16 protein-coding genes and 5 pseudogenes are annotated in these 22,954 nt (G+C 67.5%); 14 read left to right on the top strand and 7 right to left on the bottom strand.

What is annotated here, in order from left to right; translation table 11 throughout:
- Positions 1-457: 457 nt before the first annotated feature.
- Positions 458-1,144, bottom strand: a pseudogene (locus BT364_RS42855) (flavin-containing monooxygenase); the annotation flags it as partial.
- An 86-nt stretch (positions 1,145-1,230) separates the two neighbouring features.
- Here BT364_RS42855 and BT364_RS13230 point away from each other — a divergent pair.
- From BT364_RS13230 to BT364_RS13240, 3 genes are all read left to right on the top strand, one after another.
- On the top strand, positions 1,231-2,460 hold the full coding sequence (locus BT364_RS13230; RefSeq protein ID WP_072485352.1) for a saccharopine dehydrogenase family protein: 1,230 nt from the start codon (positions 1,231-1,233) through the stop codon (positions 2,458-2,460).
- Positions 2,461-2,480: 20 nt separating this feature from the next.
- On the top strand, positions 2,481-3,329 hold the full coding sequence (locus BT364_RS13235; RefSeq protein WP_079179440.1) for an alpha/beta fold hydrolase: 849 nt from the start codon (positions 2,481-2,483) through the stop codon (positions 3,327-3,329).
- Positions 3,330-3,638: 309 nt separating this feature from the next.
- Positions 3,639-4,535, top strand: coding sequence for a PaaX family transcriptional regulator C-terminal domain-containing protein (locus BT364_RS13240; RefSeq protein ID WP_072485353.1), 897 nt, complete (start codon positions 3,639-3,641; stop codon positions 4,533-4,535).
- A gap of 107 nt (positions 4,536-4,642) precedes the next feature.
- On the opposite strand, the gene BT364_RS42860 is transcribed toward BT364_RS13240, so the two are convergent.
- On the bottom strand, positions 4,643-4,777 hold the full coding sequence (locus BT364_RS42860) for a hypothetical protein (protein WP_256259740.1): 135 nt from the start codon (positions 4,775-4,777) through the stop codon (positions 4,643-4,645).
- Between the two features lie 456 nt (positions 4,778-5,233).
- Complete coding sequence (locus BT364_RS13250; protein WP_072485355.1) at positions 5,234-6,181, bottom strand: LysR family transcriptional regulator; 948 nt, start codon at positions 6,179-6,181, stop codon at positions 5,234-5,236.
- Between the two features lie 353 nt (positions 6,182-6,534).
- Between BT364_RS13250 and dnaE the strand changes: the two genes are divergently transcribed.
- A complete protein-coding gene (dnaE, locus tag BT364_RS13255; protein WP_072485356.1) occupies positions 6,535-10,131 on the top strand; it encodes a DNA polymerase III subunit alpha in 3,597 nt (1,198 codons plus the stop codon).
- Between the two features lie 70 nt (positions 10,132-10,201).
- On the opposite strand, the pseudogene BT364_RS42865 reads toward dnaE, so the two are convergent.
- A pseudogene (locus BT364_RS42865) lies at positions 10,202-10,477 on the bottom strand (IS5/IS1182 family transposase); the annotation flags it as partial.
- 532 nt (positions 10,478-11,009) lie between these two features.
- Between BT364_RS42865 and BT364_RS41495 the strand changes: the two are divergent.
- From BT364_RS41495 to BT364_RS13300, 9 genes and pseudogenes are all read left to right on the top strand, one after another.
- Entirely contained in the window at positions 11,010-11,180 is a 171-nt protein-coding gene (locus BT364_RS41495) for a hypothetical protein (RefSeq protein ID WP_177328114.1), read from the top strand.
- Positions 11,181-11,393: 213 nt separating this feature from the next.
- Positions 11,394-13,287: pseudogene (locus tag BT364_RS42870) on the top strand (lantibiotic dehydratase family protein); the annotation flags it as partial.
- Between the two features lie 108 nt (positions 13,288-13,395).
- A complete protein-coding gene (locus tag BT364_RS42875) occupies positions 13,396-14,337 on the top strand; it encodes a thiopeptide-type bacteriocin biosynthesis protein (RefSeq protein ID WP_256259771.1) in 942 nt (313 codons plus the stop codon).
- Entirely contained in the window at positions 14,334-15,635 is a 1,302-nt protein-coding gene (locus BT364_RS13275; RefSeq protein WP_072485358.1) for a lanthionine synthetase C family protein, read from the top strand. Before BT364_RS42875 ends, BT364_RS13275 begins: the two co-directional genes overlap by 4 nt.
- A 65-nt stretch (positions 15,636-15,700) precedes the next feature.
- The gene (locus BT364_RS13280; RefSeq protein ID WP_072485359.1) at positions 15,701-16,546 is read left to right on the top strand and encodes an HTTM domain-containing protein; all 846 of its coding nucleotides are present in this window, start codon (positions 15,701-15,703) and stop codon (positions 16,544-16,546) included.
- Entirely contained in the window at positions 16,530-17,519 is a 990-nt protein-coding gene (locus tag BT364_RS13285; protein WP_072485360.1) for an alpha/beta fold hydrolase, read from the top strand. The genes BT364_RS13280 and BT364_RS13285 overlap by 17 nt, the downstream gene beginning before the upstream one ends.
- Positions 17,516-18,049 (top strand): hypothetical protein, encoded by a 534-nt coding sequence (locus BT364_RS13290; RefSeq protein ID WP_072485361.1) that lies wholly within the window; start codon positions 17,516-17,518, stop codon positions 18,047-18,049. Before BT364_RS13285 ends, BT364_RS13290 begins: the two co-directional genes overlap by 4 nt.
- 55 nt (positions 18,050-18,104) lie before the next feature.
- On the top strand, positions 18,105-19,079 hold the full coding sequence (locus BT364_RS13295; RefSeq protein ID WP_072485509.1) for an LLM class flavin-dependent oxidoreductase: 975 nt from the start codon (positions 18,105-18,107) through the stop codon (positions 19,077-19,079).
- A 207-nt stretch (positions 19,080-19,286) separates the two neighbouring features.
- Positions 19,287-19,973 carry a GNAT family N-acetyltransferase gene (locus BT364_RS13300; protein WP_072485362.1) on the top strand — a complete coding sequence of 229 codons (687 nt, stop codon included), beginning with the start codon at positions 19,287-19,289 and terminating at the stop codon, positions 19,971-19,973.
- A gap of 13 nt (positions 19,974-19,986) precedes the next feature.
- Here BT364_RS13300 and BT364_RS42880 read toward each other — a convergent pair.
- The 3 genes and pseudogenes from BT364_RS42880 to BT364_RS13315 all read right to left on the bottom strand — a co-directional run.
- A pseudogene (locus BT364_RS42880) lies at positions 19,987-20,326 on the bottom strand (hypothetical protein); the annotation flags it as partial.
- A gap of 203 nt (positions 20,327-20,529) precedes the next feature.
- The gene (locus BT364_RS13310; RefSeq protein ID WP_072485363.1) at positions 20,530-20,919 is read right to left on the bottom strand and encodes a GntR family transcriptional regulator; all 390 of its coding nucleotides are present in this window, start codon (positions 20,917-20,919) and stop codon (positions 20,530-20,532) included.
- Positions 20,916-21,620 (bottom strand): hypothetical protein, encoded by a 705-nt coding sequence (locus BT364_RS13315; RefSeq protein WP_072485364.1) that lies wholly within the window; start codon positions 21,618-21,620, stop codon positions 20,916-20,918. Before BT364_RS13315 ends, BT364_RS13310 begins: the two co-directional genes overlap by 4 nt.
- A gap of 746 nt (positions 21,621-22,366) precedes the next feature.
- On the opposite strand from BT364_RS13315, the pseudogene BT364_RS13325 reads away from it, so the two are divergent.
- A pseudogene (locus tag BT364_RS13325) lies at positions 22,367-22,639 on the top strand (transposase); the annotation flags it as partial.
- Positions 22,640-22,954: the final 315 nt, after the last annotated feature.

Consider the following 22,954-nt stretch of genomic DNA (forward strand, 5'->3'; position numbering starts at 1 on the left):
CACCTATGACGCGCTGCGCGTAGGAGGCGTCGGTGACACGGAATCCGGTTCCGAAGATCAGTACGTCCACTGGATGCGTGGCGCCGGCGGATGCGGCGCCACCGGGTGAGGCTTGCGCGCCGCCGCGCGGGGTGGTGAGGACCGTGTTCGGTCCGACGCTCGCGATCGGGTCGGTGACGACGCGGACGTTGGGTTGAACCAGTGCCGGGTAGTAGTTGTCGGAAAGCAGGACCCGCTTGCAGCCCAGTGCGTAGTCCGGGGTCAGCTTGGACCGCAGCTCGGGGTTCTTGACCTGGCGGTGCAGGTGGGCCAGTGCCTCCCGACGCCCCAGCGCGGCCATGGTGCGGTTGCCGAGCAGTGCCGGCAAAGTCGTCTCCCGAGTCATGTACTCCCAGCCTCGCGCCAGTCGCTGCACCGGCGGGGCCAGCCGGAACAGGCGACGCTGCCACGCCGGGACCGGCCGATCCTGGCGCGGGGCGATCCATGATGGAGTGCGCTGAAAGACAGTCACCTGAAGGGCCGTGCGCTGCAGGTGAGGAATGAACTGGACGGCGCTCGCGCCGGTGCCGATCACGCCCACCCGCTTGGCCGACAGGTCCAGGTCGTGCTTCCATCCGGCGGAGTGGAACGCCTCTCCGGCGAAACCCTCCAGACCCGGCAGCGAGGGGATGGCCGGCTCCGAAAGAGGCCCTTGGGCCATCACCAGCAGCCCGGCGCTGAGCGGTCCGGTGCTGGTGTCCAGGTCCCAGCGCAGCCGCTCAGGGTCCCAGGTGGCGCGCTGCAGCTCGCAGCCGAGCCGAAGGCGGGGCGTCAGGCCGTATCGGTCGACGCAGCGCTTCAGGTACCGCTCGATCTCTTCCTGAGGCGCGAAGCGCCTGCTCCAGGTGGGGTTGGGTGCGAACGAGAACGAGTACAGGCGCGAGGGCACGTCACAGGCGCATCCGGGATAGGCGTTGTCCCGCCACGTGCCGCCGACCTCATCGGCCCGCTCCAGTATCAGCAGGTCGCGGTAGCCCTCCTGCAGCAGCCGGACGGCTGTGCCGAGGCCCGCGAATCCCGCGCCGACGATGACGACGGATACGTGTCCGGGTGAGGCGTCGGCCGCTTCGTGCGGGGCCGGGTTCGTGGTGTGCGGGTCGGTCATGATCCTCCTCCACCCAAAAGAGTGCTCATACGCGTTACGATCGTATGCGTTACGATCGCAACTCACTCGATGGATGGAGTAGGCGAATGAGGATTCTGGCTCTCGGCGGCCCCGGAGCGATGGGCGCCGTAGCGGTACGTGTGGCGGCCGGACTCCCCGGCGTCACCGAGATCGTGGTGGCCGACCGGAACCTGGAGGCGGCCCGGACTCTGGTGCGCCGGCTCGTTGAGGACGGCACGGATGGCGCGCCGATGCGGGCGCTCAAGGTGGACGCGACCGACAGCGGCGCCCTGCACGCCGCTTTGCACAACGCCGATGTCGTGCTCAACACCGTCGGCCCGTATTACCGGTTCGGTCTGACCGTGCTGCGTGCCGCGATCACGACCGGCACCCACTACCTGGACATCTGCGACGACTGGGAGCCGACCCTGCAGATGCTCGGCCTGAATGAGGAGGCCCGGGCCGCCGGGGTCCGTGCCGTGGTGGGAATGGGTGCCAGCCCCGGTGTCAGCAATCTGCTGGCCACACGCGCCGTCCGGCAGCTGGACCATGTCCAGGACCTGTACACCGCATGGCCCGTCGACGTCTCCGGCAGCGGTGGGGACGACGAGCAGCTGAGCGACCCCGACGGGCGCCCCAGCGCGGCCGCCGTGCACTGGATGGAGCAGATCAGCGGGAAAGTGGCGGTGGTCAGCGACGGCCGGCTCGTCCACCGGCGGCCGCTCCGGCCGGTCGCCCTCTCCGTATCCGCCGGACACACCGGCACGGCCTACACCGTCGGCCACCCCGAGCCGGTCACCCTCCACCGCAGCTTCCGGCCGGCCGGCGAGGCCGCCAACCTCATGGTCGTCACCCCGGGCACGGTGGCCTACCTCGACGTCCTGCGCCGCGACATCGACGCCGGCAAACTCACCAACGAGACCGCAGCGGCCGATCTGGCCAAGCCGTCGATGTCCCGCGCGCTGCGGGCCACCGCGGGTGCCATGACCCGCAAGGGGCCCGGGTCACTGCCCCCGTTCTTCGCCACCGCCACGGGCATCCGCGACGGCCGCCGCGTCACCGCTCTGGCCCGGCTCGCCGATACACCCGGCGCCTCGGCGCTGCTCAACGACATGGCGGAGGCAACCGGCCTGCCTCTGGCGCTGGGGCTCGCACAACTACTGGACGGAACCGGTGGCCACCTCGGCGTCCACCCGCCGGAGACAGCCATCGACGCCGAACGCTTCTTCCTCGACCTGGCACGCCACGTGCCCGGCCTTCCCGACGGCGACGGCCCTCGCGACGGCGTGATCATCGACGTGACCCCGGCCGAGTGAAGCGCAACAGGAGATACGACGTGCCATCGAAAGAAGCCACCGCACCCCCCACCGAGTTCATCGACGTCGCGGGACGTGCCGTCCACTACACCGCGGCGGGCGATGGCCCCCCGGTGCTCCTGCTGCACGGCCTGGACCGCAGCCTGGCGGACTGGGCACCGCTCCAGGCCGCCCTGCCCGACCACCGGCTCATCGCAATCGACATCCCCGGGTTCGGTCGGTCGCAGCCCCTGCCGGAGTGCCGGCTCGCCTCACTGGCCGGGCACGTCGAGCGGGTGCTCGACCGACTCGGCCTCACGTCCGCCGTGCACGTGGTCGGCAATTCCCTCGGTGGCGCCATCGCGATGCAGCTCACCGCACATGCCCCCGCGCGCGTGTCCTCGCTGACGCTGCTCAGCAGCGCTGGATTCGGCCGCGAGGTCACCTGGGCGCTGCGTATCCTCGACCTGCCGCTGCTCTGGCGGCTGCTTCTGCGCCCCGATGAGGGGAACGCACGGCTGACGGAGCGTTCCCTCTTCCATGATCCGGACTTCGCGACCCCCGAACGGATCGCCGCGGCACTCGCTCTCGCCCGCCGCGAAGGAGCCGCCCGGACACTGCGACAGGTGGCCCGCGAGCTCGGTACCTGGCGCGGCGTACGTTCCAGCTGGCGCACGAAGCTGCTCGCTGAGGTCTCGGCGCTCGTTACCCCGACACTGGTCGTCTGGGGCACCCACGACCGCATCCTCCCAGCCCGCCATCTCATCAACGCCGCGTCCGCCCTGCCCCGGGCACGCACCCACCTCTTCGCGCGAACCGGTCACCTGCCACAGATCGAGCGCGCTGAAGAGACAGCCGCCCTGCTCAGCTCGTTCTGGAGCGACTTGTGAAGCGCGTCGCGCGAGGAATTGGCGGCGGGTGCAACGCCCAGGTCCCGACCCCGGATCGCCTTACGCACGCCTGCCGGTAGGCCGCCTGGTCGCCCCAGTCCGGATCGGGGGCGACCACAACAATCGGCCTCGCCTCGCGGCCCCCGACCAGGACCTCGTCGAGGTAGTCGGCATCACTCCCAGTGCCCATGAGCCGAAGGTAATCTATTCCGTAAACGATCGAATCGATTCCGATCGCTCCTCGATTCAGCACCCCACCGCGGCACCTTGATCAACCACCTCGACGACGCCCGAAAGGCTCACCACTCCATGCCTGGAACGGATTCACCCCGCACTCCGGAACCAGCCGTCCAGGTCCCCACCCGGACACTCGTCGAGGCACTGATCCGCACCGACCACACCGTTGACACCGGCGAGCTCTACGCCATCGCCCCTCTGCTCGGCATGACCGACCAACAGGTGCGGCTGTGCGTCAAGCGGCTCGTCACCGAAGGGCGGTTCACCCAGGAAGGCAGGGGACGCAAAGCAGTCCTGCGGGCCACCGGCGCCACCGAGCAGACTCTTGGGCCCGACGTCGAGTTCGTCACACACGCCTTCCGGCAGGACGCGGGCCTCGCCCCCTGGGACGGTACCTGGCACCTCGTCGCGTTCGCGGTCCCCGAGACCGCCCGCTCCGCACGCGACGCCCTGCGAGCCGCTCTCACCCGGCTCGGCGGTGCACCCGTGCAGGGCGGCCTCTACATCAGCGCCAACGCCTGGGAGCCCTACGTCGAAGACCAAGCCCGTCACCTCGATGTCCTCGACCACCTCACGCTGTTGACCACGGACAACCTGCGCCACGGCAACGAAAACGACCCCGCCGAAATCGCCCGCACCCTATGGCCACAGGACGAGATCGCCGACCGCTACCAGCGACTCGCCTCCGTCGCCCGACCGCGGCTGCGCCGACTCCAGGAAGACACCCACCTCCCCAGCCCCCAGCGGCTGACGATCGCGGTCGAACTGGCCGCCGAATTCACCCGCGCCATGGAGCCCGACCCCCTCCTGCCGCCGGAACTGCTGCCCCAGCCCTGGCCCGGCACACAGGCCCGTGAACTCGTCGCGCAGTGCTGGTCGCTCCTGGGCGAGTACACAGAGGAGAGCGAGCGAGTCAGCCTCTTCCAGCTCTACCGCGACGTGATCCGCCCAGCAGCTGCCGACAACTGAGGCCCGCTGCACCGACTGGCTCGGACAGGCCCCCGGCATGGGATGCAGGCCGGCAACGGTGCTTCCGCCTCACTCAGGCCCACGGGCGGTCTGAGGCTGTACCGCAACTACGCGGGACGCCGCCCGGGCCGCTCAGCCACTGCCAGCACCAGCGCCAGCGGCGCCAGAAACACCGTTGCCACTAGCACGAGGCCGGCGGCGCACAGCAGCACGGCACCCAGCAGTCCGGCAACCACCGTCACGGGCAGCCACACCTCCCCTCATCCTGGCGAAGCTAAGAACGGGCGCCGAAGATGACCGAGGATCGCAACGTGGCAACCGAGGGTCACAACGCCACATACCCCGGTCTCACCCGGGGGAGGAGGCCGTGGCGACCGCCCTTCGGGATGGTTGAGGATCGCAACGACGTGATCAAGAGGACGGGCTCCACCATCACTACGGGACCTCCTCCAGCCCGGACGGGGACGACGAGATGAGGTGCGCCCGGCATTTCTCCGGGCTAAGACCGACCGGCAATAGGGGGGCGGCGTCGCGGGGCTGGGCACGCACATCTGCCGCGTTGTCGTCAATCAACAACTTCCCCAAGCTCTCGGCTTCGCTCGAGCAGGGGAGACCCCATTGCGTTGCCTCAATCCTCCGCCTTGCAACTGCACGCACCCAGCCCCGCTCCTTCACCCACCCCCCAATTGCCGGTCGGTCTAACTCGGAGGTGTGGCGCGCTGGGCCCACTTCGGTATCCAGATCCCGCTGTCGGGGCGCCCGGGGTATGCAGACATGAGGTGGTTACGCAGTGCGGTGAGGGCGGGGTGCGGGTTGTCGGTGCGCCAGATCAGTGAGTGGGGGTAGACCGGGGTCGGGTCGTGCAGGGGGATGCGCCGCAGGTCGTGGCCGGCGGGCCAGACCAGCGGTGTCTGCTCACTGACGAAGGTCGCCAATGTCGAGGAGCCCGCGATCGTGTCGAGGAGGGGCTCGATACCGAAGTCGGGGCCGACCGAGTCGATGGTGAGACCGAACGTGGCGGCGAGTTCGTCATAGTAGGCGGCCCACTCGGTGCCAGGCATGTTGCCGGGCATCCAGATCCGGCGCCCGGCGAGCTGGGCGGGAGCGATCGCGCGGACGGCCGCGAACTCGTGAGCCGGCCCGGTGAACAGGTACAGCGGTTCATCGAAGACCGGAGTGGCCTCGATGTCGCCGGGGAGCTGCCGGCCCGGCATGGTCACGGCGCGGAAGGTCGCGTCGATCGTCCCGGACCGGACGGCGGCGATGGCCGTGTCGGAGTCGAAGAGGGTCACGACATCAAGATCGGTCTCGGGATACGCACGGTGGAAGTCGCGCAGCAGACCCGCCAGTGAGAGCCGACGGCCGATCACGTCGACGCGCAACGCCCGGCGCCCTGGCCGCACGGAAGCGGCTGCCCGTTCCTCGGCTTGGAGGAGAGCCCGGGCGTAAGGCAGGAACGCCTGCCCGTCGATGGTCAGCCGGGCCCCGCGGGCCGTACGGCTGAACAGCTGCACACCGAGGTCCCTCTCCAGCACGGCGATGCGCTTTGACACGGCTTGTGGGGTGATCGACAAGTTGACTGCGGCTTCTTGGAATTGTCCTGCGTCCACGGCGGTGACGAAGGTGCGCACGGCGGTGAGGTCCATGCTGACCATCCTAGGTAGACAACCAATAGTTGAGCCTGATCGGCGAAATGGTTGTTTGATTCCGGTGCGCCATGCTCGCTTTGATGTCTCTGGTCAACGTGCGGTTTGGCAAGCAGAGCGGCAGGAGGAGTGCTGCTGGCGCCAGGTGACTGCCGGGTCTGCACTTCAATGGCTCGGGCTGATCGTGTTCACGGGTGGTGCGGCCTATTGGCCGTTCCCTCGGCGTGACCACACCGCGATGGGTCCAACCGTCAGCCCATCTGCCGATGCTGGTGTGGTCGGCCACCGTCAAGGCCACCATCGCGTCTCTGGTCGGGGTGGGGCTTCCTACTCACCCCGGAGGCGACCTACCCGTGCCGGATTCCTTCGTTCACCTGCACAATCACACCGAATACTCGATGCTGGACGGCGCTCAGAAGCTAGAACCCATGTTCGGCGAGGTGGCCCGGCAGGGGATGCCTGCGATCGCCATGAGCGATCACGGCAACATGTTCGGCGCCTACGAGTTCGCACAGGTCGCGAAGGGTTTCGAGGGGATCAGGCCGATCATCGGCATCGAGGCGTATGTGGCGCCTTCCTCCCGGTTCGTCCGGAAGCAGGAGTTCTGGGGGCCGGGAGGGCGTCGCGCGACGGGTGAGGACGGTGAGGGGGCGAAGGATGTTTCCGGTGGCGGCCGTTTCACTCACATGACCATGTGGGCGCGGAACAGCCAGGGCTTGCGGAACCTGTTCTGGCTCAGCACGCAGGCCAGCTATGAGGGTCAGTTTCCTGCCGGAAAGCCGCGTATGGACCGGGAGCTGATCGCTGAGCGGCCGGACGGCATCGTCGCCACCACCGGCTGCCCCTCTGGCGAGATCCAGACTCGCCTGCGGCTGAGCCAGTACGACGAGGCGAAGGCTGCAGCCGCGGCCTGCCAGGAGATCTTCGGACGCGAGAACTACTTCCTGGAGCTGATGGACCACGGCCTGGACATCGAGCGTGAGGTCCGTGAGGGCCTGCTGCGCCTGGCCAGGGAACTGAACATCCCTCTCCTGGCCACCAACGACGCGCACTACGTCACCGAGGACCAGGCCGATGCCCACGACAGCCTGCTGTGCATCGGTGTCGGCAAGAACAAGGACGACCCCGGCCGCTTCCGGTTCAACGGATCCGGCTACTACCTCAAGACAGCCGCCGAGATGCGCAGCCTGTTCTCGGAACTGCCGGAAGCGTGCGACAACACCTTGCTGATCGCCGAGCGCATCGAGTCCTACGACGAGGTCTTCGACTACGTCGACGAGATGCCGCAGTTCCCGGACGTGCCCGAAGGCGAAACGCAGGAGTCGTGGCTGCGCAAGGAAGTCCTCAAGGGTCTAGCGATGCGCTATGGGGCACCGGTCCCCCAACACATCCTGGATCGCTTCGAGACCGAGATGACGGTCATCGGCCCCATGGGCTTCAGCTCCTATTTTCTCGTCGTGGCGGACATCTGCCGCCACGCCCGGGAGAACAAGATTCCGCTCGGCCCGGGACGGGGTTCGGCGACAGGTTCCATCGTTGCCTACGCCACCCGCATCACCGAGCTGTGCCCCCTGGAACACGGCCTGCTGTTCGAACGCTTTCTGAACCCCGAGCGCATCAACCCGCCGGATGTGGACCTCGACTTCGACGACCGTCAGCGCGATCAGATGGTCCGCTACGTCACCGAGAAGTACGGCGACGAGTACACCGCCATGGTGAACACGTTCGGCAAGATCAAGGCCAAGAACGCGATCAAGGACTCTTCGCGCATCCTCGGCTACCCCTACGCCCACGGCGAGCGGATCACCAAGGCGCTCCCCCCGGACCAGAACGGCAAGTCCGCCCCGCTGGCTGCCATCTTCGACTCCTCCCACGAGCGGTACGGCGAGGCCGGCGAGATCCGGCGGATGTATGACAATGAGCAGGATGTGAAGCGGGTGATCGACACCGCCCGCGGGGTGGAGGGCCTCACTCGCGGCACCGGCGTGCACGCCGCGGCGGTGATCCTTTCCACAACGAAGTTGACCAACCGCATCCCGCTGCACATGCGTGCCTCGGACGGCGTGAAGATCACCGGCTTCGACTACCCGTCCTGCGAAGCCATGGGCCTGATCAAGATGGACTTCCTGGGGCTGCGGAACCTGGGGGTCATCGACCAGGCCATCGAGAACATCCGCGAGAACCGGGGCATCAGCCTGGCCACCGTAGATCCCCTGGACGGCGACCCGTCCACCCATGTGATCCCTCTGAACGACGCCAAGACGTACCGGCTGCTGGCCGAGGGCAACACCTTCGGTGTCTTCCAGCTCGACGGCGGCGGCATGCGCGTCCTGCTGAAGCAGATGGAACCCACCCGGTTCGAGGACATCGCCGCGGTCAACGCCCTCTACCGGCCCGGCCCCATGGCGGCCAACGCGCACACCAACTACGCGCACCGCAAGACCGGCCGCCAGGAGATCACCCCGATCCACCCCGAGCTGCGCGACGCACTGGACCCGATCCTCGGCAACACCTTCCACCTGCTTGTCTACCAGGAGCAGATCATGGCCATCGCCCGGGAACTGGCCGGGTACACCCTCGGCGGCGCCGACCTGCTGCGCCGTGCGATGGGCAAGAAGAAACCGGAGGTGCTGGCCGCGGAGTGGGACAAGTTCCACGACGGCATGCGGGGCAACGGGTACAGCGAGGAAGCCATCAAGGCCCTGTGGGACGTCATGCTCCCGTTCTCCGGCTACGCATTCAACAAGTCCCACACCGCCGGCTACGGCCTCGTCTCGTACTGGACCGCTTACCTCAAGGCCAACCACCCGGCCGAGTACATGGCCGCCCTGCTCACCTCGGTCGGCGACGACAAGGACAAGGCCGCGATCTACCTTGCCGACGCCCGCAAGAACGGCGTCCGGGTCCTCCAGCCCGACGTGAACGAGTCCGTTGCCGAGTTCACCGCCGTCGGCGACGACGTACGGTTCGGGCTGCGGTCCGTACGCAACGTCGGCGACAACGTCATCGAGGCCATCGTCGATGCCCGCCGCCGGAAAGGGAAATTCACTTCCTTCTCCGACTTCCTCGACAAGGCCGATCTGCCCGCACTGAACAAACGAGCTGTGGAGTCCCTGATCAAGGCCGGCACCTTCGACTCCCTGGAGCATTCCCGCAAGGGCCTCACCGCCATCCACGAGGACGCCATCGACGCGATCACCCCTGTGAAGAAAGCGGCAAGCTTCGGACAAGACGATCTCTTCGCCGACCTGGGCGGCGCAGGAAGCGGCGAACCGGCCTTCGGCCTCGACTTCCCCATCGACGACTCGGAGTGGCCCCGCAGACAGCTCCTGGCGACCGAACGCGAAATGCTCGGCCTCTACGTCTCCGCCCACCCGCTGGACGGCGCCGAGCACATCCTCTCCGGCGCACGGGACTGCTCCATCGCCGAACTGCTCGCCTCCGGCCGCACCACCGGGGACGTGCAGCTCTCCGGACTGATCACCGGCATCCAGCTCAAGATGACCAAACAGGGCAACGCCTGGGCCATCGTGAACCTCGCGGACCGTGATGCCGGCATCGAGGTCCTCTTCTTCCCCGCTGCCTACCAGCTCGTGCAGCACGCACTGGCCGAAGACAACGTCATCTCCGTCAAGGGCAAGATCGAAGACCGGGACGGAACCGTGAACATCTTCGGCAGAGAACTCGCGGTACTGGACGTGTCCTCCGCCGAGCACGGCGGGAAACCCCCCGTGCGGCTTGCCCTCCCCGCCCACCGGATCACCGAACAGTCCGTCAGAGAACTGAAGCGCATCCTTGCGGACCACCCAGGCGACAGCCCAGTCCACCTCAGCGTCCGCAGCGCACGCAAGACGACCGTGTACGCCCTGCAAGCCAAGGTGGACGCCACCGCCGTCGCCTCCGACGTGAAGGGCACGTTCGGAGCTGACGCGTGGGCAGGCTTGGCATGATGCCGGGGACCGGCGAGAGTGCCGCTGTCGAACTACGGACCTCCAGGACGGCCCCTCCTTGCCCACACTGCGGTTCGATCCGTGGCCCCTCTTTGAGTGCTCCGGCAGCGTCTTGGTGAGCCCGTACGACGATGGAGTCGACCGACACGGTCCAGTCGATGTCGTCGAGAGCATCCGCCGCCACGAGCAGGGCTGCGAGGATCTTCTCCCGGGTTCCGTCGACGGCCCACCTGATCAGGCGCTTGTGGACGGTCCGGAACGAACCGAGTTCGTCGGGAACGTCCCGCCACATCAGCGGCTCGATCCGGTCCCACATCGCATCGGTGATCACTGATCGGACAGGCACATCCGATCAACCGACCAACCCACCAAAGAGACACGCTCTAGCCGTACAGGAACCATTCCCGGTCGCCAGGGCCTTTACGTTCTCAGTGGGGATGGGGGCATCTTTTCTGGCCGGAAACCGCTCCCACCTCGGGCTGCAATAGCGTTTCATTCTCCGGCTTGCCAGTGCGAAGACCGAAGTGACGGAATTGTCCCTATGAATGATGGCCCGAGCAAGGAGAGTCACGGCGGAGGCGCTTTTCACAGGGGAGGTCGAGTGTCAAGTGTTCAATGAATTTTGATGGAAGATTGGCGCAATACAGCCCATGTGATCAATGTTCGCATATGGGACATAGTCCGGAGAACCTCTCCTTCCTTTTGAGGGGCTGTTGACACGTATGATCATCGGCACTTAGGTTCCTGAGCGGTAAGTTCTGGCGTTCGGCGTGGAAACCTGTAGCAGATATTTCTTCCTCGCAAGAGCCGGGCCATTGGGCCACGGGAAATATCCGTTACTTTCCATGCACGCCCTGACTATGAACAGGAGTTGCATCATGAGCACGGATCTCCTCATCGCAGCGGCTGACGAGGAACTGAGCGACCTCGACCTCGACGTCCATTTCATGTCGAGTGGCGACGTGGCCGACCAGATGTACAGCTGCGCGGTCGACAGTATGGGCAACGGATCCAGCACCTCCAACGGTTGGCGCACCTGCTGCGCGTAATCATCCCGTGAGGGATCTTCGGAAATGCCAGGCCTGTGAAAAGAAGCTCAGTCTTCTTTTCACGGGCCTGGCGGCTCGTTCTTATGGAGGCAGGGGATGAAGACGGGTTACTTCACGTCACGGGAACCGCTGATGCTTCGTGCGGTGGCCACTTCTCAAAGCCCGGCCGAAATTCCCTCGCCTCCGGCGAGCGCAACGTACGGCTTTTGCGACATGGATCTCCTGGCTCAGATCCGGCTCCTGGCATCGGACCGACGCCTCCGTGACGCCGTGGCGGTGTCGAGCCCGTCTCTCGACAAGACGTTGGAACGGCTGCTCGAGGGCGCGGAACTGCCGCGGAAGCGCCTGATGAAGACGGCCGTCTCGCTCACCAAGTACGCCCTGCGCATAGCCGGCCGGCCGACACCTTTCGGTCTGCACGCCGGAGTCTCTGTTCTGGAGACGGCGGGCACTGCGCGCGTGGAGCACACGGAGCGCCGTGTGAGAGCACGGTTCGACGAGGCATGGTTCTCCGAGGTGGCGCGGACCCTGCTGACGTACCCGAGCGTGCGTCACTCGCTGACCGTCGTCGTCACCAACCTCGGCTACGTCCGCGGGGACAGGCTCGTGCTGCCCAGCACGCAAGCCCCGGACGGCACGGGGGAGAAGGGCAGCGGCCAGGCGAGCATCCGCATGACCCGGCTCCTGGCCACCGTCCGTGAGACGGCGGCGAGGCCGATCCGGTACGCGGAGCTGGCCGACCGGCTGGCCGGCACCCTGCCCGAGACCCCGGCCGAGCAGGTCGACCGCTACCTCCTCGGGCTCGTGCAGAACGGCGTCCTGCTTACCTCGCTGCGCTCCGACCTCCTCGACGAGCTGCCGCACGACGGCACCTGTCCGGAGTCCGACACGATGCGGGAGCTCCGCACCCGCCTGCGGCGTTACGAGGAGCGCCCGGACTCGGCGGAAGGGATCGAGGAGCTCAGGACGGCCTCCCGTACGGCCAAGGGTCTCGCCGAGACGGCCAAGGGCGCCATCCAGGTGGACTTGGATCTGGGGATCCGGGCCGCTGTCCCGCCCGGCGTGCTCGCGGAGATCGAGTCGTACGCGTCCTCGATGTGGCGCATCACCCCCGACGAGCCCTCGCACCCGCACATGGTGTCGTACTTCTACGCGTTCATGGACCGCTACGGCAAGTACGGGGCGGTCCGGCTCGAACAGCTCATCGACTCGCACCGAGGACTGGGCTTCCCCACCGGCTACCGCCACCCCCTCGTCAACTCCCGGGTCTTCCCCGACGTCACGGGCACGAAGGACGAGCTCCGCCAGGCGCGGCGCGAGGAACACGTGGCCGTGCTGCTGCACAGCGGACTGACACACCCGGACGGAGAGGTCGTCCTGGACGAGTCCGATGTGGAACTGCTCGCGGACACAGGCACCCCCGTACGACATGGATCTCTGCTTCCAGCTCAGGGCCCGGGACACCGACGCCCTGAACGCCGGTGCCTTCGAGCTGGCCTCGTCACCGCTTGTGGGCGCGCGTGTCATGGGTGCCACCATGGGGCGGTTCGCGGAACTGACCGGCAGTGTGGACCGGCTTGCCGCGCTCTACCCATCCGGCCACTCCTCCGGTATTCACGCGCAGGTCTTCTTCGAGCCGACCTCGGCGCGCGCCCGCAACGTGATGCGCACGCCGCGCCTCGTCCCCTTCACCCTCCCCATCGGCACCTTCGTCGGCAGGGAGGACGGCGGCCGCCCCATCGACTGGCGAGAACTCGTCGTCCACTCCGACGGAACGAGGCTCCGCCTCCACTGGCCGCGTGAGGACACGGAGGTGCATCCCTTCGTCCCGCACATGCTCGCGCTGCAGGGGGGCGCGCCGAACCTGGCGAGGTTTCTCAGCGAACTGCGGTACACGAGCGGCCGGAAGGCCTGGCGCGAATGGAACTGGAAGGGGTACGACGCGCTGCCCATGCTGCCGCGCGTCCGTATCGGCAAGGTCGTCGCCTTCCCCAAGACCTGGCGTGCAACCCCTGCCTTGCGCCAGGCCGCAGGGGACCCTTCGGCCTGGCACGAGGCGGTCCTGCGGTGGCGAGATGCGTCACACGTCGACCGACGGGTCGGCGTCGTGGACCAGGACCGCGTCTACGTGCTGGACCTCGACGACGCCTTCCATCGCGAGATCCTCCGTCGCGACCTGCTCAAGGGCGGGATCACCCTGATGGAGGGACCGGGCATGGGCGAGGAGGACTTCGGCTGGCTCCAGGGCCGGTCCAACGAGATCGTGGTTCCGCTGCGAGGGAGGGCCCGCACAGACGATCCCCGGCCCCCGCACCCGCCGGCAGTGATCGAGCCCGTGCACCACGGTCTCGGCGGCGACTGGGCGTACGTACGGCTGTACGCCGACCTCGACACCCATGACGAGCTGATCGCACGCCATCTGCCTCAAGTGATAAGAGAGATGGCCGATCTGGCCGACCAGTGGTTCTTCATCCGTTTCAACGATCCGGAACCGCATATCCGCCTGCGTCTGCACAGCGCCGACGCGAGGACGACGGGACGGATGCACGAGCGGCTGCACGAGAACCTGCGGGCACTCATCCGCAAGGGTCTCCTCCGCCGCGTCAGTGCGGAGTCCTACGAGCCGGAGACCGAGCGCTACGGCGGGCCCGAGGCGCTGTCGCTCGCCGAGAGGATCTTCTGCGTCGACAGTCAGGTCGCCGTCAACCAGATCCGTCTGTTGAACCGTGGCCAGGCCCTCGGTGTCGCCGCGAACACTGTCCTGGTGGCCGGCTACGCGTCCCTGCTGGAGGCCCTCGGGGTGGAGTGGACCACGTGGGCGGCGGAACGGTTCATGAAGTCCAGGGATGGGGCCGTCGGGCGTGACCAGATCGACGAGGTGTGCCGGATCGTGACGGCCAAGGACGTCGCACGAAGCGTCACCGAAAGCCTTCCGGCGCTCGACCTGGTACGGGCCTGGGGAGACAACGCTGCTGCGCGCGGCTACGGCGAGAGCATCTCGCGGGATCCGTCCCGGTTCTCCGAGAAGCAGCAGAACTACGCCATCTCCAGCCTTCTCCACATGCAGCACAACCGTCTCGTCGGTGTGAACCCGGAGAACGAGGAACGGAGCCTCATCCTGCTCGGCCATGCGGCGCGAAGGCTGCGACACCGATGACCGACAGAACCAGCCGCGTGCGCCGAGTCTGCCAGGACGTCTCGGCCAGGCTCGTCGACCCCGCGCCCGTCGTGAGGACGTTCACGGACTCGCTGGGCGACGGCGCGACCCCGGCACAACTGGAGGCACAGACGCGGAGCCTGGGCAGCGGGCTGCCCGGCGTGGCCCTCCTCTTCGGCGACTGCGCACCTCCCGGCCTGCGGATGGACCGCGTGTCACACCGGCATTTCAGCGTGGCCGTCCAGTTGTTGCAGCGCGGTCCGGCCAGTGACCCCGGCCTTCACTCCGGGCTCAGCGGCCTGGCGTTGTCGCTCCTTCTGTGCCGCGGGAGCGGCAGCGGGTACGGACGGGCCCTGCAGCGGCTCGACACTTCCCTGGGCGCCACCGTGGCAGCGGTGTACACCTCCGTCGAACGCGATCCCATCGGCGACCGGGCCCGCTTCGACGCCATCAGCGGTCTGGCGGGCGTGGGCCGGTACGCCCTGTTGAGGGGCGCCCCGATGCGGGACACCCTCGTGTCGGTCCTGAAGGCCCTGGTCGCTCTCGGAACGAGTCGTTCCGTCGACGGCCACCACCTCCCCGGTTACTGGACGTTGACAAGACCGCGCGGCGGGCTCGTCGCCTCGCCACGCGCCGGCAACCTGAACCTCGGGATGTCGCACGGCATCGCCGGCCCGCTGGCACTTCTGGCCCTCGCCCACAAGCAGGGGGTGTCCGTACCCGGTCAGCTGAAGACGATAGAGACGCTGGCCGCCGTCTACCGGGATCGTGCCCGGATGGGGGAACACGGTGTCTTCTGGCCCGACTTCATCTCGTGGGACGCGTGGCTTTCCGGCGACGGCGACGAGGAGAGCGGAAGAACGGCGTGGTGTTACGGCAGTCTCGGTATCGCCTCGGCGCTGCGTCTCGCGGCGGACGCGACCGGTCAGGATGAACTGCGCCTGCTGGCCCATTCGGCCGTGGAATCCATGGTCCGCGTACCGCTGAACCGATGGCCGGTGCGGAGCGCCGGGCTCTGCCACGGCTGGGCCGGTGCGCTCAACTGCCTCAAGTTCTTCGCGACGGGGCCACTTGCCGAGGAGGTGAACCACGTTCGTGAAGAGATCGCTGATGTGGTTCTCCGGCTCTACGACGAACGGGAACCCTTCGGGTTCGGATACCCGGACGAAGACGAACGGACGACGCTCGCGCTCCCGGGTTTCCTCGACGGCGCCACCGGTGTCGTCCTGGCACTGGACGCCTACGCCTCGGGAAATACCGAGGCGGCGCCGTGGGATGCGGCGCTCCTGCTGGCCTGACAGCAGCCCGGCGGACGATCGGAACAGGTGGGAAATCAGACATGCGGTGGTCAGGGAGATTTCGAGTGCCGCGGCCGGGCCGCGCACGCGCACTGACGACGACCGAGCAGATCAGCGCGATCACGCACCTGGTCGCAGCTCTCGAGTCGCTGACGATCGAGCGCCGGGCGCACAACGCGCCCCTCGTGGACTGGAACCTGGTCCGTGAGGAGTTCGCGTGGGCGCCTCCCCCGGTACAACGGGTCCTGGACTTCGTCGGCCGGCCGCGGGTGAGCCGGTCGATTCAGATCGCCCGCGTGGCCGCGGCGGCGACGCTTCTGGTGCCGTCGACAGGGCGCCGGACCAGAGCGGCCGCCGGGTCCTTCCTCGCCCTGTCCTCCCTGGTGGTCAACCCTCGCCAGCACTTCGGGACGGACGGATCCGACCAGGTGGCCTTCACGGTGCAGGGGGTCGCCGCCGTGGCCCGGCTGAGCGAGCGGCAGCCGAAGGTGGTCGACGCCTGTCTTTGGTTCATCGCACTCCAGTCGGCCCTGTCGTACTTCGCCGCCGGCGTCACCAAGCTCGCCGGGCCGGGCTGGCGTTCGGGCGAAGCGCTGCCTGGCATCCTCCGGACCGAGATCTACGGCGACGAGGGAGCGTACCGGCTCACGCAGCGTTTCCCGGAGCTGTCGAAGTACGTGAGCCACGGGGTGCTGTTGTTCGAGTGTGCGTTCCCCGTGATCTTCGTGGCGAAGGGGAGGACGGCTCCTCTCATGCTGGCCGTCTCCGGCTCCTTCCACCTGGTCAATGCCCGGGTCATGGGGCTCTCGCGCTTCGTGTGGGCCTTCTTCTCCACCTATCCCGCGGTCCTTTACGTGACGCGGCCGAACAGGATCGGCACAGCGGAGGGACTCCGTGGACACCAGGGATGACGCGCTGCCACGCCTGATTGCCGCGGTGTTCGGTACTGCTCTGCTCACAGGAGCGGTCGTGCAGCGGCGGACGGCCCGCCGGGTCGCGTGGGGAGCCGGTTCGGAGCGATTCGTACGCACCGGAAGCGGCAGCACCATCGCGTATCGATTCCGGCGTACACCTCGCCCGGCGCTCGCCACAGATCCTGTGGTGGTGCTTCTGCCGGATCTGGGCGACACCGTGGAGCGATGGAGCGCGGTCGAGGCCGCGCTCGGCGAGGACTTCTCGGTCCTGGTGGCCAACCGCGCCGGATATGGCAGGAGCCGTCTCGGGAGCACCGCCGCGTTCACCCTCGACCTGCTCGTGGAGGACACCGTGGACCTCGTGCGGGTGACTTGCGGGGGCCGTCGCGTGGTGCTGGTCGGCCACGGACTCGGCGGGCTCCTCGCCCTGCGGGCCGCGGCGGACGCGCCCCAGCTGGTCGACGGAGTGGTGGTGATCGATCCCCGGTACCCGGGCGAGCTGCATCGGTCGAAGCTGCTTCGATCGCTCTCCGAGCAAACCGGGTTCGGCTTCACCCTGATGCCGCAGTCTCTGCGCTCCGGCCTCTCCCCGCTGCTGCTGGCGCCCCCGTGGATCGAGCAGGTCCCCCGACGTGTGAGGTCGCTCTGCCTGGATCAGTACCGTGCGGCCTCGACCTGGACCGCGGCGGAACGCGAGTGGCGGGCCGCACATCGTGAACTGGCCGAGCCGGCCACGATCCCGAAGGTCCCCGTCCCGGTGTCCCTGCTCATGTCGAGCCCCAGGAACGCCGAGAGCCTCGCATACCAGGAGATGCACGCGGAGCTCATGGACCTGCCCGACTTCGCCGGCACCACGGTCCTCGACGACGTCAGGCGAGAAGCAGTGCCGTACCAGGAAGGAGCGAAGAAGATCGTCCATGGGACAAGACGCTTTCTGCATGACCTCTACGAGGCGGAGGCCGACCGTTGAGCCGCAGTGTTCTCGACCGTTCCGTTCGGGTCGCTCTCGCGGGCTGGTTCACCGCGACGGTCCTCAGCCAGCACCCCCACCGGGTGTTCGACGGGCTGCGGCGGTTCGACCGTCTCGGCCTCATCCCGAACTGGCGGTTCTTCGCGCCCATCCCCGCACAGCACGACTACGTCGTGCTCTACCGCCTCGTGCGCGCCGACCGCTCGACCGGCGGGTGGCAGCGGCCGTCGCAACCGTGCGAGAGGGGCTGGACCTCCGTCCTGTGGTCCCCGCAGCGGCGGCACGTCAAGTCCGTTCTCATGGTCTGCGGCAAGTTGAGCGGGGTCGTCGCGTCCGCCGGTGTCCAGGGGGTCACGGAGAACCATCTGTACCGAATCCTCCGGGAGTACGTCCGCGCCGAGATCGCGTCGTACCCCGCGAGCGAGCGGGAGAATGCTGTGGCGTTCCAGTTCGTCGTCGTCAAGAGCGGTGGCTACGATCCGGGCGTCAAGCCCAAGTTCATCTTCTCCTCGCCGTCCGTTCCGCTGTGATCGCGGCCGGATTTCTCCTGTACGTATGGGGGTTGATGTGCAAAGGAACACGATGATGCCCAACATCGCGCTCATGATGCCCGTCGGAGGCGCGCGGATGCAGGCCGTGCTGCCCTACGCCGCGCTCGCTCAATCAAGGGGCGGGCGCACGCTCTGGCTCGGCCAGGTACTGAGCGGCGACACACACCATCCGTTCATTCACGCGGCGGCGGCCGGATTTCCGGTTCCCGCGGGCATCGGTGTGTCGCTGATGCCGCTGCGGCATCCTTACGACGCGGCTGTCCAGGCCCAGTCGGTGGCCGCCGCGACCGGGCACCCGGTCGTCGCCGGCTACGGTCCCGGCAGCGTCTCGTTCCAGAAGAGGCTTCTGGGCGCACCCTATCGAAGCCAGCTGGGGGCGGTGCGGGAGTACGTGAGCATCCTGAAAGGGCTGCTGGAGGGGGGAGAGGTGGCCGTCACGGGCGAGTACTTCTCCTTTCACGGCAGACTCCCCAAGGTCACTCGTCCCCGGGTCGAGGTGGGCTTGGGCGTGCTCCGACCCGGGATGGCGCGGCTTGCCGGAGAGGTGGCCGATGTCGCGATCACCTGGCTGGCGCCTGCCGCATACATCCGTGACGTGATCTTGCCGGCGCTGCGAGAGGGGGCGGCCACTCGCGGTCGTCCGGTCCCGCGCGTCGTCGCGATGGTGCCTGCCGCGCTCGAAAGGGCCGGTCGGGCGGCGGAAGAAATCGTCCTCGCCGGAAACCGGGCCCATCTCGGTCTGCCTCACTACCGGGACATGCTGAGGCAGGCCGGCATGGACACCGATGTAGACGCGGACCCGGTGAAGGCGGCGAGGGCCCTCGTGGACGGTGGTGTCTTCCTGTACGGGGACGCGGCCGAGCTGAAGGACCGCGTGGCTGAGTACGCGGCGGCCGGAGTGGACGAAGTCGTGGTCAGCGCCGGCGGTGTGGTCGCCCTCGAGGGGCCACGAGCCGGTCTTTCGGAGGCGCAGGCACTACTGGCTGCGTTGGGGTGTCCCGCGGTCTGACCGATCGCATGCGGCTCGGGACGACAACCAAGGAGGGGCATGGAGCGGTCGGGGGATCTCCGTCTTGTGGAGGCGACATCCGAGGGTGCGCCAGGCGCGGATCCGACGGTCGAGGAGTACGTCCTGCGAGTGGGGGCACGGGATGTCGGATCCCTTCGTCTGGCCACGGGCGGTAGAGCACCCGTCGGCAGGATCCACTCGTTCCAGGTGGAGGACGACGATCACGAACGCCGTCTCGCCCTCCGGGCGGTGCGCGCAGCGGAGCGAGTGCTGTTCAGCGCCGGATGCGATCATGTTCTCCTGACGCTTCCCTCCTTCCGGTTCGGTGATCTCCCGATGCTGTCGCGGGCCGGATACAAGGAGTTCGCCTACGACCTGGGCAAGCGGGTCGGCCCGGGCAACCGGGTCGGCACGGAACTCGGCGAGGGCTATGCGACCGTGTGCACGTCGCAGGCCGGGCGGGAGTCGTGGGAGCGAGGGTTCCTGCGCGGGTACGCGGCAGTGCTGCGCAACCTGGGAATGCCCGGTGGCTACGCAGAGTCCAGCGCGCGGAAGGCCCTCACTTCCCTCGCGCGACCGGGCGGAGCAGCGGGGTCCTACCAGCTCCAGGACCTTTTCCATCAGGGCGAGCACGTCGGGCGCCTATGCCTCGGCAGGAGCGCGGACCGCCGCACGGGATTCGTCCACGACGTAGAAGTCGAGAAGAAGCATCAGGGACGAGGGCATGGGCGAGTGCTGCTCCAGGTGGCGGAAAATCATGCCGCGTCCACGGGGAACACCGACCTGGCTCTGACAGTGTTCAGGGAGAACACACGGGCCACCAATCTGTACCGGGTGACAGGTTTCAGCCGAACATCCATCCACCTGATGCGACAGCTCGTCCGGATGCCGTAGTGCGCCGTGAGGAGTCGCGCCAGGTGGGGCCGGAGGGGCGCGGGGCCGGGTCGATGCCTGCTGCGTGCGGGATCTCCCAGACCGTGGAGGCCGCGATGGGGTGCCCGAGTCGGGCCAGTTTCGACCTGGATGCGGCGGTGACCCCAGCGGGGATTCTCATCGGCCAGGCGCAGCACGGGACTCTTGAGCGCGGCCGCCGTCGGCGGCCGTCCGGTGCGAGAGCCGCGGTAGTCCCGCTTCCTGGCGATCAGTTTGCGGTGCCAGGCCAACGAAGTGCCGGGGGTGACGGGGAAGGCGGCGGCCCGGCAGTTCCACGCCCGTGAAGGACACCTGAGAGTGCCTCGTAAGCACATCGAACGCCTGGGGGGCGTGGCGGAGGGTACGGCAGGCCCGTCGGGCCGTCAGGCAGGTGCTGGAGGGCCTGTGGTGGTCAAGCTCGGCACCTGGCTCGACAGCACCCGCAAACGAGCACCGAACAACGCCGCACAGACCTCGACCGACTCGGCATGCGCCGGTAATCGGCGGGGGCAAAGGTGCGGAGTGGTTCTCTCTGAGGTCACGGTGTATCGCGGCATGCGAGAGCATGCCGGATTGCCGCGAGGGTTTCCTCGTCAGTGGCATTGAGCTGCCTGGCGGCGGCCGCGTAACTGCTTGCGTGTTCCGCGAGCTTCGCCTTGATGTCGGTAGTGGCCGCAGGGGCGACGACCTGGGTACCAGAACCTCGGCGGCTCTTTACCAGGCCCGCGGTCTCCAGTTCGCGGTATGCACGCACAACGGTGTTGTTGGCCAGCCCGAGGTCCGAGGCAAGCTGGCGTACGGACGGCAGCCTGTCCCCCTGAGTCAGTCGGCCGATGGAGATCAAATCCGCCAGTTGTACGCGGAGTTGCTCGTACGGTGGGACAGGGGAAGCGTGGTTGACGCTGATGCTGATGCCATTTGTTGTCATGGTCGACCCTTGATGTAGGCCTGCGGCAGCAACAGGACACCCAGACAGTGACACGCGGTCAGTGCAGAGGTGAGGGCCGTGACGGCCAGCCCCCACAAGGCCACGTCCTTCATCCCGCCCGCGCAGGACAAGCTCAGCACCACAACGCCCATCGTCAAGGAGACAGCGAATAGTGGGGCGGTCACCAGCACTCCCCATGCGCCGACCGCCGCCCGGACGTTCGTGCGGCGTTGATCGTCGCTCCCGCACCGCGCGGTGACACGGCGCAGAAGCAACGCGCAGGCAACGGTGCCGAGGGCGAGACCGCCGAGGGCCGGCCAGGCGTAGTGGGGGCCTGGCCAGGGCGAGAGCAACTGGGTGCCCTCCGGGCACGCGACGGACAGAGCGCGTCCTGAACGACCGTCGGCGTCCGCCGAGCCCGTTGTGGCTGCGACGATCAGAAGGACCAGCAGGACACCGGCCTGCGTAGCCAGCACAGCAGTCAGGAATCGGGGCAATTGATCACGGATCCGGCGCGGTACAACCTCGGCTACTCGTAGTCGGCCAGGACTCGGGCGCGCGATTGCATCTGCCGCGAACACGCCGCCCATGACACACAGACCGAACACGGGGAACCCGTACAGCAGATCCACGTCAGACTCGGGACTGAAGGAGACCAGGGCGTTGACAGTCAGGCCGGTCGCCGCACCTGCCCAGCGCATGGGAGTGTCAAGCCTCGCCCGCCACGCTCTGTCCGTTCCTGCGGCAGCAAACATGCCGACCCCGTTCCCTCCCACGACGTGTATCAACTATGTGACACACTGCCCCAGCGGATTGAAGTGTGTCAAGGAAGTAACACACTTGGCCCGCCCGGCATCAGCCGCCCTCATCTGCTCCGTGGTCCCACGGCGCCAGAGGTGGCCCACTGACCGTTCTCACCCTGGCTTCGTTCACTTCCAGCGGTTCTGGCCCAGCTTTTCCGTCCGGCCAGGCCCGCGTCAGGTCTTGGCGCGCGAGACATTCGCATCCGATGCTGATCCGGGCCCCTCTCGTATCTGTCCGTCCTTCCGTGCCTGGGGTGCTGAGTGGGTGTCATGGCACCCTGCACGCCCCGCGGCCTCAACGCGATGTCCAAACACGAGACGCTCCAGGGCCGAAAGGGCCGGTCCAGTGAGCGCGAGGCCCGCCTCGACGCGTTCTGCCGACTGCACCGCTACAACACCCGACGCCGTCACTCATGTCTCGGGCGCCGCAGCCCGATCGCTTACGAGACAGGGTCCGGAACGACATCGAATACGCCCTCACCAGCCGCATAGCCACGCTGTTTCGGTCGAGATGAGGCCGGAAGCGGGGAGGAAATACGAACGTACCTCCTGAGCTGGGACGATGAACCCTGTCGAGGGATTCTGTCGGTCCAAGCGGAAGGCGCTTTCTGCGCGCAGGGTATCGGGTCTCGCCCCAACTCGGCGACCGCGGTTACGACCACGACGAGTACCGCCGTCCGGTCTGGGCCGCGGACGTCAAACCGGTGATCGCCCGCCGCGGAGTCCCGCATGGCTCCGGCCTCGGCGTTCACCGCTGGGTTGTCGAGCGCACGATCGCCTGGCTGCACGGCTTCCGACGTCTCCGCGTCCACCGGGAACGACGCGACGACATCCACGAAGCCTTCCTCGGCCTCGCCACCTGCCTCATCACCCACCGACACGTCCAACGCCTTTGCCAGGACCTCATATTGAGTTAGAGGTGACAGAACGTACCGCGTTCGACACGTTCAGCTGTTCGGTCGGATCCCGATTGCCACCCACACGCAAGACCACGCGGAGAAGCGAGCCGCGAACCACCCGCCTCTCATTGCGCATTGTGACGCATCCCTCACATTCTGCCGCGTCGACCTCTACCGCGAAAGGTCTCCCGCTCCGCGACTCATGACCTGATTGATCATCAATTCCAGTCAGAGGAAAGGGCCTTCGGTCGAATCGCGCAGGAAACCGCGGGCAGGACCGTGCCCACCACAGACGGTAGCCAATGCCCTACCCACCGGGTTTCACCCGTTCGG

Origin of the sequence: Streptomyces atratus (genome assembly GCF_900119365.1) — a bacterium.
In the GTDB taxonomy this organism is placed as follows: Bacteria; Actinomycetota; Actinomycetes; order Streptomycetales; family Streptomycetaceae; genus Streptomyces; species Streptomyces atratus_B.

Excerpts from the sequence above, each read along its gene's own strand:
- BT364_RS13230 (WP_072485352.1), top strand. The coding sequence starts at position 1,231 with ATGAGGATTCTGGCTCTCGGCGGCCCCGGAGCGATGGGCGCCGTAGCG.
- BT364_RS13240 (WP_072485353.1), top strand. The coding sequence starts at position 3,639 with ATGCCTGGAACGGATTCACCCCGCACTCCGGAACCAGCCGTCCAGGTC.
- BT364_RS13250 (WP_072485355.1), bottom strand. The coding sequence starts at position 6,181 with ATGGACCTCACCGCCGTGCGCACCTTCGTCACCGCCGTGGACGCAGGA.
- BT364_RS41495 (WP_177328114.1), top strand. The coding sequence starts at position 11,010 with ATGAGCACGGATCTCCTCATCGCAGCGGCTGACGAGGAACTGAGCGAC.
- BT364_RS42875 (WP_256259771.1), top strand. The coding sequence starts at position 13,396 with ATGGGCGAGGAGGACTTCGGCTGGCTCCAGGGCCGGTCCAACGAGATC.
- BT364_RS13275 (WP_072485358.1), top strand. The coding sequence starts at position 14,334 with ATGACCGACAGAACCAGCCGCGTGCGCCGAGTCTGCCAGGACGTCTCG.
- BT364_RS13295 (WP_072485509.1), top strand. The coding sequence starts at position 18,105 with ATGCCCAACATCGCGCTCATGATGCCCGTCGGAGGCGCGCGGATGCAG.
- BT364_RS13310 (WP_072485363.1), bottom strand. The coding sequence starts at position 20,919 with ATGACAACAAATGGCATCAGCATCAGCGTCAACCACGCTTCCCCTGTC.
- BT364_RS13315 (WP_072485364.1), bottom strand. The coding sequence starts at position 21,620 with ATGCGCTGGGCAGGTGCGGCGACCGGCCTGACTGTCAACGCCCTGGTC.